This window comes from Pseudomonas sp. MWU15-20650 (assembly GCF_023242475.1).
Classification (GTDB): domain Bacteria; phylum Pseudomonadota; class Gammaproteobacteria; order Pseudomonadales; family Pseudomonadaceae; genus Aquipseudomonas.
This window is the reverse complement of sequence record NZ_JALJFG010000005.1, coordinates 16960-30338: the sequence shown is the minus strand read 5'-3', so window position 1 is coordinate 30338 and position 13379 is coordinate 16960. Positions and strand designations below refer to the sequence as shown.

Annotated in this window: 12 protein-coding genes; 7 read left to right on the top strand and 5 right to left on the bottom strand. The window is 60.7% G+C overall.

The window, feature by feature from the left end:
* Nucleotides 1–11: 11 nt before the first annotated feature.
* Nucleotides 12–2009, bottom strand: a complete 1998-nt coding sequence (tkt, locus tag M5B43_RS06795; RefSeq protein WP_248749373.1) for a transketolase — start codon at nucleotides 2007–2009, stop codon at nucleotides 12–14.
* A gap of 259 nt (nucleotides 2010–2268) precedes the next feature.
* Between tkt and M5B43_RS06790 the strand changes: the two genes are divergently transcribed.
* The 5 genes from M5B43_RS06790 (at nucleotide 2269) to M5B43_RS06770 (ending at nucleotide 7240) form a co-directional block, all read left to right on the top strand.
* Complete coding sequence (locus tag M5B43_RS06790; RefSeq protein ID WP_248749372.1) at nucleotides 2269–3264, top strand: metalloregulator ArsR/SmtB family transcription factor; 996 nt, start codon at nucleotides 2269–2271, stop codon at nucleotides 3262–3264.
* Nucleotides 3265–3283: 19 nt separating this feature from the next.
* Nucleotides 3284–4474, top strand: a complete 1191-nt coding sequence (gene metK, locus M5B43_RS06785; RefSeq protein ID WP_248749371.1) for a methionine adenosyltransferase — start codon at nucleotides 3284–3286, stop codon at nucleotides 4472–4474.
* 219 nt (nucleotides 4475–4693) lie between these two features.
* Nucleotides 4694–5044, top strand: a complete 351-nt coding sequence (locus M5B43_RS06780; RefSeq protein WP_248749370.1) for a DUF1090 family protein — start codon at nucleotides 4694–4696, stop codon at nucleotides 5042–5044.
* Between the two features lie 96 nt (nucleotides 5045–5140).
* The gene (gene ligB, locus M5B43_RS06775) at nucleotides 5141–6805 is read left to right on the top strand and encodes an NAD-dependent DNA ligase LigB (RefSeq protein ID WP_248749369.1); all 1665 of its coding nucleotides are present in this window, start codon (nucleotides 5141–5143) and stop codon (nucleotides 6803–6805) included.
* Nucleotides 6806–6844: 39 nt separating this feature from the next.
* Nucleotides 6845–7240, top strand: coding sequence for a DUF1090 domain-containing protein (locus M5B43_RS06770; protein ID WP_248749368.1), 396 nt, complete (start codon nucleotides 6845–6847; stop codon nucleotides 7238–7240).
* Between the two features lie 6 nt (nucleotides 7241–7246).
* Here M5B43_RS06770 and M5B43_RS06765 read toward each other — a convergent pair whose 3' ends face one another.
* Nucleotides 7247–7696 carry a cytochrome c gene (locus M5B43_RS06765; protein WP_248749367.1) on the bottom strand — a complete coding sequence of 150 codons (450 nt, stop codon included), beginning with the start codon at nucleotides 7694–7696 and terminating at the stop codon, nucleotides 7247–7249.
* A gap of 129 nt (nucleotides 7697–7825) precedes the next feature.
* On the opposite strand from M5B43_RS06765, the gene M5B43_RS06760 reads away from it, so the two are divergent.
* Complete coding sequence (locus M5B43_RS06760) at nucleotides 7826–9010, top strand: murein transglycosylase A (RefSeq protein ID WP_248749366.1); 1185 nt, start codon at nucleotides 7826–7828, stop codon at nucleotides 9008–9010.
* 64 nt (nucleotides 9011–9074) lie between these two features.
* Here the strand turns inward: M5B43_RS06760 and M5B43_RS06755 are convergent, their stop codons facing one another.
* Nucleotides 9075–9461, bottom strand: a complete 387-nt coding sequence (locus M5B43_RS06755) for an MAPEG family protein (RefSeq protein ID WP_248749365.1) — start codon at nucleotides 9459–9461, stop codon at nucleotides 9075–9077.
* A gap of 30 nt (nucleotides 9462–9491) precedes the next feature.
* Complete coding sequence (locus tag M5B43_RS06750) at nucleotides 9492–9806, bottom strand: hypothetical protein (protein ID WP_248749364.1); 315 nt, start codon at nucleotides 9804–9806, stop codon at nucleotides 9492–9494.
* A gap of 213 nt (nucleotides 9807–10019) precedes the next feature.
* Here M5B43_RS06750 and M5B43_RS06745 point away from each other — a divergent pair, with 213 nt between their 5' ends.
* Entirely contained in the window at nucleotides 10020–11285 is a 1266-nt protein-coding gene (locus M5B43_RS06745; protein WP_248749363.1) for a sodium:proton antiporter, read from the top strand.
* A gap of 42 nt (nucleotides 11286–11327) precedes the next feature.
* On the opposite strand, the gene M5B43_RS06740 is transcribed toward M5B43_RS06745, so the two are convergent.
* On the bottom strand, nucleotides 11328–13190 hold the full coding sequence (locus M5B43_RS06740; RefSeq protein ID WP_248749362.1) for a DUF3857 and transglutaminase domain-containing protein: 1863 nt from the start codon (nucleotides 13188–13190) through the stop codon (nucleotides 11328–11330).
* Nucleotides 13191–13379: the final 189 nt, after the last annotated feature.

Sequence of the window (13379 nt, the reverse complement as noted above, 5' to 3'; positions counted from 1 at the left end):
AATCTACAGCCTTAGTCTTCCAGCAGCTCTTCAGCCTGACCCAGGATGTTTTCCAGGGTGAAGCCGAACTCTTCGAACAACGCTGGCGCCGGCGCCGACTCACCGTAGGTGGTCATGCCGATCACGCGGCCTTCCAGGCCCACGTACTTGTACCAGTAGTCGGCGTGAGCCGCTTCGATGGCGATACGCGCGCTGACCTGCAGCGGCAATACCGATTGCTTGTAGCCTGCGTCCTGAGCTTCGAACACGCTGGTGCAAGGCATCGATACCACACGGACCTTGCGGCCTTGCTCGGTCAGCTTGTCGTAGGCTTGAACGGTCAGGCCCACTTCGGAACCGGTGGAGATCAGGATCAGCTCCGGCTCGCCGATGCAGTCCTTGAGCACATAGCCGCCACGGCTGATGTCGGCGATCTGCGCGTCGGTGCGAACCTGGTGTTGCAGGTTCTGGCGCGAGAAGATCAGCGCCGAAGGGCCGTCCTTGCGCTCGATGGCGTGCTTCCAGGCCACAGCGGATTCAACCGCGTCGGCTGGGCGCCAGGTGTCCAGGTTTGGCGTGGTACGCAAGCTGGTCAGTTGCTCGACTGGCTGGTGCGTCGGGCCATCTTCGCCCAGGCCGATGGAGTCGTGGGTGTACACATGGATCACACGCTTCTTCATCAGCGCAGCCATACGCACGGCGTTGCGTGCGTATTCCATGAACATCAGGAAGGTCGCGCCGTAAGGCACCAGGCCACCGTGCAGGGACACGCCGTTCATGATGGCGCTCATGCCGAACTCACGCACGCCGTAGTACATGTAGTTGCCGCTGGCGTCTTCGGCCGAGACACCTTTGCAACCTTTCCACAGGGTCAGGTTGGAACCGGCCAGGTCAGCCGAACCGCCGAGGATCTCAGGCAGCAGAGGGCCAAAGGCGTTCAGGGTGTTCTGGCTGGCTTTACGGCTGGCGATGGTCTCGCCCTTGGCCGCGACTTCGGCGATGTAGGCCGAGGCTTTTTCCGAGAAGTCGGCAGGCAGGTCGCCGGCCAGGCGGCGTACCAGTTCGTTGGCCAACTCAGGGAACTCAGCAGAGTAGGCAGCAAAACGCTGGTCCCACTCGGCTTCGGTCGCCAGGCCTTTTTCCTTGGCATCCCACTCGGCATAGATGTCGGCCGGGATTTCAAATGGGCCGTGGTTCCACTTCAAGGCTTCACGGGTCAGGGCGATTTCCGCGTCACCCAGCGGGGCGCCGTGGCAGTCTTCTTTACCCTGCTTGTTCGGCGAACCGAAACCGATGGTGGTCTTGCAGCAGATCAGGGTCGGCTGCGCGCTCTTGCGAGCGGTGTCGATCGCGGTCTTGATCTCTTCCGGATCGTGACCATCGACGTTGCGGATCACCTGCCAGTTGTAGGCTTCGAAACGCTTGGGGGTGTCATCGGTGAACCAGCCTTCGACTTCGCCGTCGATGGAGATACCGTTGTCATCGTAGAAGGCAATCAGCTTGCCCAGGCCCAGAGTACCGGCCAGGGAAGCGACTTCGTGGGAAATGCCTTCCATCATGCAGCCATCACCCAGGAACACATAGGTGTGGTGGTCGACGATGTCGTGGCCAGGGCGGTTGAACTGCGCGCCCAGGACTTTTTCAGCCAGGGCAAAACCCACGGCGTTGGCCAGGCCCTGGCCCAGTGGGCCGGTGGTGGTCTCTACGCCTGGGGTGTAGCCGAATTCCGGGTGGCCCGGGGTGCGGCTGTGCAGCTGGCGGAAGCTCTTGAGGTCATCGATGGTGACGTCGTAGCCGGTCAGGTGCAACAGCGAGTAGATCAGCATCGAGCCGTGGCCGTTGGACAGCACGAAGCGGTCACGGTCGGCGAACGATGGGTTGCTCGGGTTGTGTTTCAGGTAGTCACGCCAAAGTACCTCGGCGATATCCGCCATGCCCATCGGGGCACCGGGATGGCCGCTGTTGGCTTTTTGCACGGCATCCATGCTGAGGGCACGAATGGCGTTGGCACGCTCACGACGGCTGGGCATCGCTGATCTCCTGGAGTTTGCTGAAAAGAAACGGAAAAAAGGACCGGCATTTTCCCTCAGCCACCGCCTGCGGGCAATGACAGATAGTCACTTGAGGGTGTTTTTCCTGTGCTTTGGCCGGCAATCGCCTGCAGAAACCTTTCACTGGTTCGTCTAAAGGTTATAGCAACGCCTTATAACCACCACTTATCGATCAATATCAAAACTTTTTGATATTGACCTTGCAGGGATTTCCAGCCGTCACTAGACTGCTGGCCTTATGAACCTACCCGTGCCCTCCCTGCGTCCCGACGACGGCGATGAACTGGCTGCCTTATGCAAGGCCGCTGGTGATCCGTTGCGTTTGAACGTATTGCGCGCACTGGCCAACGACTCGTTCGGCGTACTGGAACTGGCGCAGATCTTCGCGATCGGCCAGTCCGGCATGAGCCATCATCTGAAGGTGCTGGCCCAGGCCGACCTGGTGGCCACCCGTCGCGAAGGCAATGCCATTTTTTACCGCCGCGCCCTGCCCCATACCGAGCTGCTGGGCGGCAAGCTGCACGCCGCCTTGCTCGAAGAAGTGGACAACCTGGGCCTGCCCAGCGATGTGCAGTCGCGTATCGGCCAGGTACACGGACAACGTGCCGCCGCCAGCCAGGACTTTTTCTCACGGACCGCCGAGAAGTTTCGCGCCCAACAGGACCTGATTGCCGGGCTGGCCCAGTACCGCGAAAGCGTACTGGCGCTGCTGGACAAGCTGAGCTTCAGTAAGGGGGCCACGGCCTTGGAAGTCGGCCCTGGCGATGGCGGTTTCCTACCGGAGCTGGCGCGGCGTTTTACGCAGGTGACGGCGCTGGACAACAGCCCGGCGATGCTGGAACTGGCACGCCAGCTCTGTGAGCGCGAAGCCCTGGGCAATGTCAGCCTGCAGTTGGCCGACGCCTTGAGTGACACCAGCCTGCGGGCCGATTGCGTGGTGCTGAACATGGTCTTGCACCATTTCGCCGCCCCCGCCGACGCCCTCAAGCAAATGGCCGGGTTGCTGCACCCCGGCGGTAGCCTGCTGGTTACGGATTTATGCAGCCACAACCAGAATTGGGCCAAGGAGGCCTGCGGTGATCTCTGGTTGGGTTTTGAACAGGACGATTTGGCCCGTTGGGCCACCGCTGCGGGACTCGTTCCCGGGGAAAGCCTCTATGTAGGTTTACGTAATGGTTTCCAGATCCAGGTCCGCCATTTTCAGCGACCGGCTGGCGACACTCACCATCGGTAAATATCAGGAAAACATCGAGATGAGCGAATACTCCCTTTTCACCTCCGAGTCCGTGTCTGAAGGGCATCCGGACAAAATCGCCGACCAGATTTCTGACGCGGTGCTGGACGCCATCATTGCTGAAGACAAGTTCGCCCGTGTGGCGTGCGAGACTCTGGTGAAAACGGGCGTGGCGATCATCGCCGGCGAAGTCACCACCACCGCCTGGGTCGATCTGGAACAGATCGTTCGTGACGTCATCACCCAGATTGGCTACAACAGCTCCGACGTCGGTTTCGACGGCGCCACCTGCGGCGTGATGAACATCATCGGCAAGCAGTCCCCCGACATCAACCAGGGTGTTGACCGTGCCAAGCCTGAAGATCAGGGCGCCGGCGACCAGGGCCTGATGTTCGGCTACGCCAGCAACGAAACCGATGTGCTGATGCCAGCCCCCATCACCTTCTCGCACCAGCTTGTGCAAAGGCAGGCCGAAGCGCGCAAATCCGGCGTGCTGCCTTGGCTGCGCCCGGATGCCAAGTCTCAGGTGACTTGCCGTTACGAAGGCGGCAAAGTCGTGGGTATCGACGCCGTTGTACTGTCGACCCAGCACAACCCGGACGTGTCCTACGCCGACCTGCGCGAAGGCGTGATGGAACTGATCGTCAAGCACGTACTGCCTGCCGAACTGCTGACCAAAGACACCCAGTTCCACATCAACCCGACCGGCCAGTTCATCATCGGTGGCCCGGTGGGCGACTGCGGCCTGACCGGTCGCAAGATCATCGTCGACAGCTACGGCGGCATGGCCCGTCACGGCGGTGGCGCGTTTTCCGGTAAAGACCCATCCAAGGTTGACCGCTCTGCGGCCTACGCCGGTCGTTACGTGGCCAAGAACATCGTTGCGGCCGGCCTGGCCGAGCGCTGCGAGATCCAGGTTTCCTACGCGATCGGTGTAGCCCAGCCTACGTCGATCTCTCTGAACACCTTCGGCACCGGCAAGATCAGTGATGACAAGATCGTCAAGCTGGTGCGTGAGATCTTCGACCTGCGCCCTTACGCGATCACCACCATGCTCGACCTGCTGCACCCGATGTACCAGGAAACCGCAGCCTACGGTCACTTCGGTCGTACCCCTGCGCAGAAGACTGTCGGCGACGACACCTTCAGCACCTTCACCTGGGAAAAAACCGACCGCGCCAACGACCTGCGTATCGCCGCCGGCCTGTAATCGTTCGCAGCACCCAAAGCCCTGCCGGGTTTTCCCGGCGGGGCTTTTTATTGCCGGAAAATTTGCAGCGAGCTCACATTTTTTGGATCCAAACCTTGCAGGCCAAATAATGGCCCTCTAGAATCCGCGCCCTCCCGGGCCGCTCACCTTAATTTGGATATTGCACTGCGCCCGCCTGGGACCGATAAACGCGCAGGCAATCGAACATTGAGGTTTTTCATGCGCATTTCCACGCTCGCCCCTGTCGCCCTGCTGGTCAGCCTGTTCACTCTGCCGGCTCACGCCGCAGACCTGAGCGCCCTGAGCGGTGCCCTGGGTTCCCAACTGGGTAGCGGCAATACCGGCGACTGCCAGCAACAAGCCAAAGACCTGCAAACCAAGATCGATGCGGCCAACGCCAAAAACGACATCTTGAAAGTAAAGGCGTTTGAGGCCGCGCTGGAGCAGGTCAACAAAGGCTGTAACAAACTCGCCGAGTCCCAGGCCAAAGTCGACGCCGGCCAGCAAAAGCAGCAGGCCAAGGTTCAAAACAATGATGCAGTGAAAGCCTTGGGTGGCCTGTTCAAGTAAACAGAAACACCCAGTAAAAAGCCCCGCTCGTTCGGGGCTTTTTTGTGGCCGTGTGAATCACTTAGGCTGGGCCCCCTTTTCGGAGCAAGGAGGCTCATGATGCACCGGCTAATGGTTCTTCTCGTCAGCGCTCTACCAGCTGGGGCCCTGGCAGAAGCCTGTCCCGATGACGCTCGTTCACAGCTCGACACCCTGGCCAGGCAAATCAGCGAGTGGGATGACAGTTACCACCGCCAAGGCCAATCGCCCATCAGCGATGAACTCTACGACCAGGCCCGTCAGCGCCTGGCCCATTGGCACAAGTGTGCCCGGCACCCCACTCCGAAAGCTGACAATCCCCTGGCCAGTTCACGAGGCACACTGCGCCACCCAGTCGCACACACCGGCCTGGAAAAACTGCCGGGTGAGTCGGCGGTACGCGACTGGCTCAGTACCCGACAAGACGTCTGGATTCAGCCCAAGGTCGACGGGGTGGCGGTCACGCTGGTGTATCGCCAGGGCCGATTGGAGCAACTCATCAGCCGCGGCGATGGCCTGCTCGGTCACGACTGGTCGGCCTCGGCGCGCAAGATCCCCGGCGTCGTCCAGCAACTGCCGGACGCCGTGGATGTGGTGCTGCAAGGCGAGCTCTATTGGCGTCTCGAAAACCACGTGCAATCGGTAAAGGGTGGGCTCAATGCGCGAAGCAAAGTGGCCGGGTTGATGAACCGCCTGCAATTGAACGACACCGAGGCAAGCGGGATCGGATTATTCATCTGGGCCTGGCCCGATGGCCCGGAGGGTTTCCCCGAACGCCTGGCGACGCTGGCGCGCTGGGGCTTCACCGACAGCCAACGTTATAGCCAACCCATCGAGCACATCAGCGAAGCCGCGTATTGGCGCTCCCACTGGTACAGCGCCCCCCTGCCCTTCGCCAGCGATGGCGTGGTGCTGCACCAGGCCACGCGTGCACCCGCCGAGCGCTGGCAAGCCAGTGCACCTTACTGGGCCGTTGCCTGGAAGTACCCCGCCGTCAAAGCCCTGGCCCTGGTACGCAAGGTGCAGTTCAGCGTCGGACGCACCGGGCGCATTACTCCCATCCTCGGACTGGAGCCCGTGCGGTTGGATGATCGGCAGATCAGCCGCGTCAGCGCCAGTTCCCTGAAACGCTGGCAAACCCTGGACATCCGCCCCGGCGACCAAGTGTCCATCAGCCTTGCAGGCCAGGTTATACCGCGGCTGGATGAGGTCATCATGCGCAATGAGACCAGAGTCGAGGTGGCAATACCCGACACTCGGGCCTTTCACGCCCTGAGTTGCTGGCAATTGGACCCTGGCTGTGAAGATCAACTGCTTGCCCGCCTCACCTGGCTGAGTGGCAAACAGGGCCTGGCCCTGCCACACATGGGGCGTGAGACCTGGAACGTATTGATCCAGGCCGGTCTAATCGCAGGCTTTCTCGATTGGTTAACCCTGGATGCGGCAGAGCTTGCTAACATTGACGGCTTCGGTGATCGCACCCGTGCGCGCGTGCTCGACAGCATTCAAAGCGCCCGGCAACGCCCTTTTTCACAGTGGCTTAAAGCCCTGGGCGTCCCCCCTGCGGCGCGCAACAACCTGGAAGGCGGCTGGCAAACGCTGGCCGCCAAAGACACCCAAGCCTGGCTGGCCTCAGATGGCATCGGCCCCGGACGTGCGGCGCAACTCAGCGCTTTTTTTCGCGATCCGCAGGTACAAGCCTTGGCAGAAACATTACGCGAGGCAGGGATAGATGGGTTTTGAACCCGAACCGGCCACCTGATTGCGACCTTGGAGCTTTATATGAAATTTCTCGCCCCCTTTGCCTTGCTGACCATCGCAAGCTTCATGGCCACGCCGCTGCTGGCCGCCGAAGAAGCCCAACCACTCACCGGCTGCGCCGCCAAGCGCCAAGCCATCAGCACCCAGATCGAACAGGCCAAGGCCCATGGCAATAGCGAACAGCAAGCCGGCCTGGAAAAAGCCCTGAGTGAAGTCACCGCCCATTGCACCGATGCATCCTTGCGCAAAGAGCGCGAGAACAAGGTGTTGGACGCCAAGCATGAAGTCAGCCGCCGTCAGGCAGACCTCGACAAGGCCATGAAAAAAGGCGACGCAGACAAAATCAACAAGCGTAAAGACAAGCTCGCCCAGTCCCGCAAAGAACTGCAGGACGCGGTGGAAGAGCTCGACCAGTAAAACCGGTCAGTGGTCGCGAAACTGCTTATGACAAGCCGTGCAGGCATCTTCGACTTTCTGCACCGCCGGCCCCAGGTTACTGGCCTTGTAGGGCTGAACCTGGCTCACGGTCACCAACTCACCGGTGGCCGCTTCAAGGTTGCGGGCCAGCTCCTGGAAACGTGCCTGCTGTTGCCACACATTGTCCTTGGCGCTGGTGTGGTCCTCTTCGCGCACGCTGGGGAAGTGTTTCCACGGCTCATGGGACAACGCATCCAGCTTGACCGCGCCGTCAGCGAACTTGGCGCCGTCGAACGGGATACGCCCACGCAACATGCCGCCCAGGTCCTCGCCGGTCTTGAGCATCTGCTTGAAGATCGCCTTGCGCTGGCCCAGCGGGGAATTGGGATCAACACCGCCGCAGGCGGACAAGGTCAGGCAGGCCAGCAATACAACGGTCAGTTTTTTTAGAATCATGATGGCTTCAAGGTCACGGGAAACGGCGGCCAGTATCCTCGCCCCGCCCACAAAGACCAATAGCCCTATTAATAACAAGGGTTGCCCGAATACGTTGGCGTGCGGGCAATCGCTTCAGGAATAACGTGTATGAATGTCCCATTGAAACCTTGGAGCCGCCGCCTGGCGTGGGCTCTGCCAATGTTCGCACTGCTGGCTGGCTGCGATGCAGGCAAGGACGCCGGCCAACATGAAACTTCGAAGCCTCACGCCGTCGCCACCTACGTGAGTGCACCGTGGGAAGCCTTGCCCGCTGTTGCCGACAGCGATTTGCTGGCCGGTTTTGAATCCTGGCGCAGCGCCTGCCAGCGCCTCAAGGCCGACCCTGTATGGGGCACGACCTGCGCGGCAGCGACCACCGTGCCAGGCGATGCCGTGGCAGTTCGCAGTTTCCTCAAAGAGCGCCTGGATGTATTCGGCCTGCGTTCGGCCGACAACACACCGAACGGCTTGATCACCGGCTACTACGAACCGGTCTACCCCGGCAGCCTGACCGAAACCGCCAGCGCCCACGTACCGGTGTACGGCGTGCCGGACGACCTGATTATCGTCAACCTGGAAAGCATCTACCCGGAACTCAAGGGCAAGCGCCTGCGGGGGCGCCTGGAAGGTCGAGTGCTCAAGCCCTATGACGATGCCAGCACCATCAATGGTCAAGGCTCGACCGCCAAGCCGATTGCCTGGCTGACCAACCCGATGGACCTGCAATTCCTGCAAATCCAGGGTTCGGGGCGCATTCAACTGGCCGGCGGGCGCCAACTGCGCGTGGGCTATGGCGACCAGAACGGCTACCCCTACCGCCCTATCGGCCGTTGGCTGGTGGAGCAAGGCGAGTTGAAAAAAGAAGACGTGACCATGGGCGCCATCAGCGCCTGGGCCAAGGCGCACCCGCAGCGCATTGCGCAGCTGTTGGCGAGCAACCCCAGCTACGTATTCTTCAGCGCCCGCCCCGACAGTAACGAAGGCCCGCGCGGTTCGCTGAACGTGCCATTGACCGCCGGCTACAGCGTCGCCGTGGATCGTAAGGTGATACCACTGGGTAGCCTGTTGTGGCTGTCGACCACCAAACCCGATGGTTCGCCGATCGCAAGGCCGGTCGCGGCCCAGGACACAGGCGGCGCCATCACCGGCGAAGTGCGTGCAGACTTGTTCTGGGGGACGGGTGATGCCGCGGGCGAGCTGGCGGGGAACATGAAGCAACAGGGGCAGATCTGGATGTTGTGGCCCAAGGGCACGGCATTGCCGCACGTGCCGGATGCGCCCGCTGGAACCTGACAGACGCTGAAGATCAACTGTGGGAGGGAGCGTGCCCCCTCCCACACAAGGCGTGCGTCAGCGCTTAGATCGAGACAAAGAAGAAACTCGCAATCAACGCCATCCCCACCGCCCATACCAGCGAGCGCAGCATCGCCCAGTCCGCCAGGTAGCAAATGATGTACAGCAGGCGGCTGGTGATAAACAACACCGCCAGTACGTTGATGGTCACCAGCGACGCCGTGCCGGCAAGGTGCGCAATAATCACCGCTGCTGCAAATGCCGGGGTGACTTCGAAACTGTTGAGTTGTGCATTATGGGCGCGCTTGGCGGCCCCTTCGACGGTTTCCAGGAAGGCACGCGGGTCGTGGTTATTCCGTGGCCCGAACTTGCCACCGCTGAACTTGGCCACAGCGGTACACACGTAAGGCAGGAAGATTGCGATCAACACACACCAGAAAGCGACTGTCATAACCTATTCCTTTGTTGTTTTATCCGACGGTTAGAGTTTCATCACGAACATGCCGATCAACACCCACCCACAGGCTATGAGCCGTGGCCGGCCGAAAGGTTCTTTCAGGTAACGCATGCCAAACAACATCACCGGCAACATTGACCAGGACAACCGGTCGCCGCCCCCGCCCCGCCAGATCAACACATAACGATAGAGCAACTCAAACAACGCCGAGGCGATGATCCACGGCCAGATTTCCAGTGGCGGCAAGGACACAAATCCCACCGCAAATACCACGAACAGCAACGCCACGCTGTCCATGCAGGCAATCACCAACAGGCGCTCGCCACTGAACTTAAGCAAGGTATTTCACGTCGCATGCAACAGCGCTGCGATCAGTACCAGGACTCTCGCGACCACCCGAACCTCCCTAATTGATTCGTCATGTAACTGCACCTGTTTATACTAAACACCGCTTTGGCGCACCCGCTACGCCGGTACCGGACGCCATTTTTCTACATGAGTCAGCGTGGGAGCGACCAACCTCATTCCACTCTTCTATCCAAAGGACCCCGGATGCTTGAACTTGTTGCCGCCTTCATTTGCCTCACCACCTTGCTCACTTATGTGAACTTCCGGTTTATCGGCCTACCGCCAACCATCGGAGTGATGGTCACCGCACTGCTGTTTTCCCTGATCCTGCAAGGGCTGAGCGTGCTCGGCTACCCGGGCCTGGAAGAGCGTATCCAGCTACTGATCGGCCAGATCGACTTCGGCGATTTGCTGATGAACTGGATGCTCTCGTTCCTGCTGTTCGCCGGCGCCTTGCACGTCAACTTGAACGACCTGCGCAGCTACCGCTGGCCCATCGGCCTGCTGGCGACCTTGGGCGTATTGATCGCCACCGTGGTGATCGGCAGCCTGGCGTACTACATCTTTGCCCTGTTTGGCTGGCACGTGAGCTTTCTCTACTGCCTGCTGTTCGGTGCACTGATCTCCCCCACCGACCCGATCGCGGTGCTCGGCGTGTTGCGTACCGCCAATGCGTCAAAACCGTTGAAAACCACCATCGTCGGCGAGTCGCTGTTCAACGACGGCACAGCGGTGGTGGTCTTTACCGTGCTGTTGGGTATCGCGCAGCTAGGTGAGACCCCCACCGTGGGCGCCACCGCCATGCTGTTTGCCCACGAAGCCATTGGCGGCGTGGTCTTTGGCGGGCTGATCGGCTACCTCGTGTACCTGATGATCAAGAGCATCGAACAGCACCAGATCGAAGTCATGCTGACCCTTGCCCTGGTGATTGGCGGCTCGGCCATGGCCTCCGAGCTGCACGTCTCCGCCCCGATTGCGATGGTGGTGGCGGGCCTGATCATCGGCAACCTGGGGCGCAAGCTGGCGATGAACGACATGACCCGGCGCTACCTGGACGGTTTCTGGGAATTGCTTGATGACATGCTCAATGCCCTGCTGTTCGCGCTGATCGGCATGGAGCTGCTGCTGTTGCCATTCAACTGGCTGCACGTGTTCGCGGCCAGCCTGCTGGCGGTGGCGATCCTGCTGTCGCGCCTGTTGACGGTGGCCCCGGCGATCCTGCTGCTGCGGCGCTGGCGTACAGTGCCGCGCGGCACGATCCGCATCCTCACGTGGGGTGGTTTGCGCGGCGGCGTCTCGGTGGCGCTGGCCTTGGCCCTACCGCTGGGCCCGGAGCGTGACTTGCTGCTGAGTATCACCTACATCGTGGTGCTGTCGTCGATCCTGCTGCAAGGTTTGAGCATCGGCAAGCTGGTCAAGCACGTCACCAAAGACGAACCGGCTCAGCCACACCCAACCGACGCCCACTGACGGCAACCGGCGGCGAGTTCACTTCGCCGCCGGCGCTTGTCGCTAAATAGCCTGCACGATGATCTGACCTTTCAGGTCATTGAACATGGCCTCGATCATCGGCTGATTCGCCTTGAACCAGTCAGGGCTGCACACCGCGGTGGGGTGGCTGAACGTGAGCGTGCGGGAAACCAGCACGGTATGCCCGTCCTGTTCATAGCGAGCCTCGTAGGTAACGTCCGCGCCTTTGAGCGAGACCGTCTTCGGAACCGCCAAGATATTCACCGACGCGGGAAACTCGAAACGGGCCGTTTCGACATTTTCATTGGCAAAACAGGTGAAACCCTGCGCCCGGACCTTTTCCGCCGCCAGCGCCTGCACATCCAGGGCGATGTTGCTCCCCAGCCGGCTGAGCGCCTGCACACCCATCGGCCCTGGCAGGTTGACGAGATTTTCCGTACGCCCGGCCAGCGTGCTCTTGAAGATAAGCGCATCCCCCTCCAACGCATCTGTTTGCAGCGTACCGCCCCCCGTTTGCCCATAGCTGCGCAGGGTTTTCTGGATGATCTGTTCACGCTCCATCGGTTGAAGCGACCTGATCGCACCCCGCATCGCTTCCGTACGCCACCCTTCGGCGTGTGAGATTTGGGTAAAGTCTGCGGCGCCTTTGTCATCGATCTTGAACACCAGCTCACTGGACAGCTTGCCAGGCTGGGTCGCCGGGGTGCGCGCCAACTCGCCGGTACGAGTCAGCAGCACCGGCTTGTCCAGGTCTTGAGGTGGCAGGTAGCCCGGCGCAATAGCGCTGGCGGTGGAGTCCAGGTACAGATCCAGGCTGGGCACATAGGTGATCACATGGTTGATCACTCGTAGCGCCGCCGCGACAGGCAAGGTGTAGGCATTGCCCAAGTTGATCAACGCCGGCGAGCTTTCGATATCGACGGCCTTGAGCAGGGCCTCCAACAGAGCCACATGGTCCTTGCAATCGCCGTAGCGATTTTCCAGCACCGACTGCGCCGGGTGCGGCACCACACCACCGGCATCGATATACACGGCCACATAGCGGATGTTCTTGCGTACCCAGTCACTCAGTGCCAGGGCCTTGGCCCTGGGTGTTGGCAGGTCGGCGGTCAGCTTCTGCGCCAATTGGGTGATCTGGGGGGTGACCTGCACCGTGGCACGTACCTGGTAAGCCTTGGCCATGGCTTTGTAGTCTGCAAACGTCGATACGGCGAGGATTTGACCATAGTCGGTGTAGGCCACCGCACTTTGTTCAGGTCGGGTTTTATCCGCCGGCACATAATCCCAGCGATACACCTTGCGGCCGGGTGCAGCAGCCGGTGTCGATGCCGCAAACCCACGCGCCTCGGCATACAAGGGTTTGTCGGCCGGTAAGTCATAGGTCAGGCTGTACCGCTCGGTCGGGTTCACGCTGGCGGTGGAGAAGTCCATAAACTCCCCCGGGAACAATGCGGTCTTGCGTATCCGCTGGTAACGCAGGCTCAGGCGATCGCCTACCGCCACCTCGGGAAAAATCACCACTTTGACCCGCGAATTCTGAAACATCGGGGCATCGGCCGAGGCACGCTCCTGTTGCTCCCTGATCCGGTCCGCATTGACCATCACCTTGCGCCCATCGGGCTTCTGGGTGAACGCCTCGACGATCTCCAGCGTGTCCAGGGAACGGTTGTAACTGACCGCCCGCTGCGCACTGAACTTGATGGCGCGCTCTTCGTTGATCCGCACGACCTTATCGGCTTCCAGCACATAACTGCCGTCGGCGTTGACCACATACGTTTGCGTGTCTTTCTCGATGGTCACGGCGCGATCCGCCGCGTCATCCTTGGCCTGTGCCATACCGCACACGCCAACAGCCACAGCCAGCACGCACAACTGACGCGCCAGCAAACAAGGGGAAATGCGCATAAAGATCCTTCTTTCATGAATGGAAACCGCATAGCGACTGTGCCATCCATTTATGACGAATCCGCTTATCGCTCCTTGCTGACCCGCGGAGGATGACGCGAGTCAGCAGCCTTGCCAGGCACGCTACCTTCACTGCGAATCTGCGCATGGTTGATCAGTGCAAAGATAAAGCTGCCGCCGATGAATTGC

Excerpts from the sequence above, each read along its gene's own strand:
- M5B43_RS06780 (WP_248749370.1), top strand. The coding sequence starts at position 4,694 with ATGCGCATTTCCACGCTCGCCCCTGTCGCCCTGCTGGTCAGCCTGTTC.
- M5B43_RS06770 (WP_248749368.1), top strand. The coding sequence starts at position 6,845 with ATGAAATTTCTCGCCCCCTTTGCCTTGCTGACCATCGCAAGCTTCATG.
- tkt (WP_248749373.1), bottom strand. The coding sequence starts at position 2,009 with ATGCCCAGCCGTCGTGAGCGTGCCAACGCCATTCGTGCCCTCAGCATG.
- M5B43_RS06760 (WP_248749366.1), top strand. The coding sequence starts at position 7,826 with ATGAATGTCCCATTGAAACCTTGGAGCCGCCGCCTGGCGTGGGCTCTG.
- metK (WP_248749371.1), top strand. The coding sequence starts at position 3,284 with ATGAGCGAATACTCCCTTTTCACCTCCGAGTCCGTGTCTGAAGGGCAT.
- M5B43_RS06740 (WP_248749362.1), bottom strand. The coding sequence starts at position 13,190 with ATGCGCATTTCCCCTTGTTTGCTGGCGCGTCAGTTGTGCGTGCTGGCT.
- M5B43_RS06790 (WP_248749372.1), top strand. The coding sequence starts at position 2,269 with ATGAACCTACCCGTGCCCTCCCTGCGTCCCGACGACGGCGATGAACTG.
- M5B43_RS06765 (WP_248749367.1), bottom strand. The coding sequence starts at position 7,696 with ATGATTCTAAAAAAACTGACCGTTGTATTGCTGGCCTGCCTGACCTTG.
- M5B43_RS06755 (WP_248749365.1), bottom strand. The coding sequence starts at position 9,461 with ATGACAGTCGCTTTCTGGTGTGTGTTGATCGCAATCTTCCTGCCTTAC.
- M5B43_RS06745 (WP_248749363.1), top strand. The coding sequence starts at position 10,020 with ATGCTTGAACTTGTTGCCGCCTTCATTTGCCTCACCACCTTGCTCACT.
- ligB (WP_248749369.1), top strand. The coding sequence starts at position 5,141 with ATGATGCACCGGCTAATGGTTCTTCTCGTCAGCGCTCTACCAGCTGGG.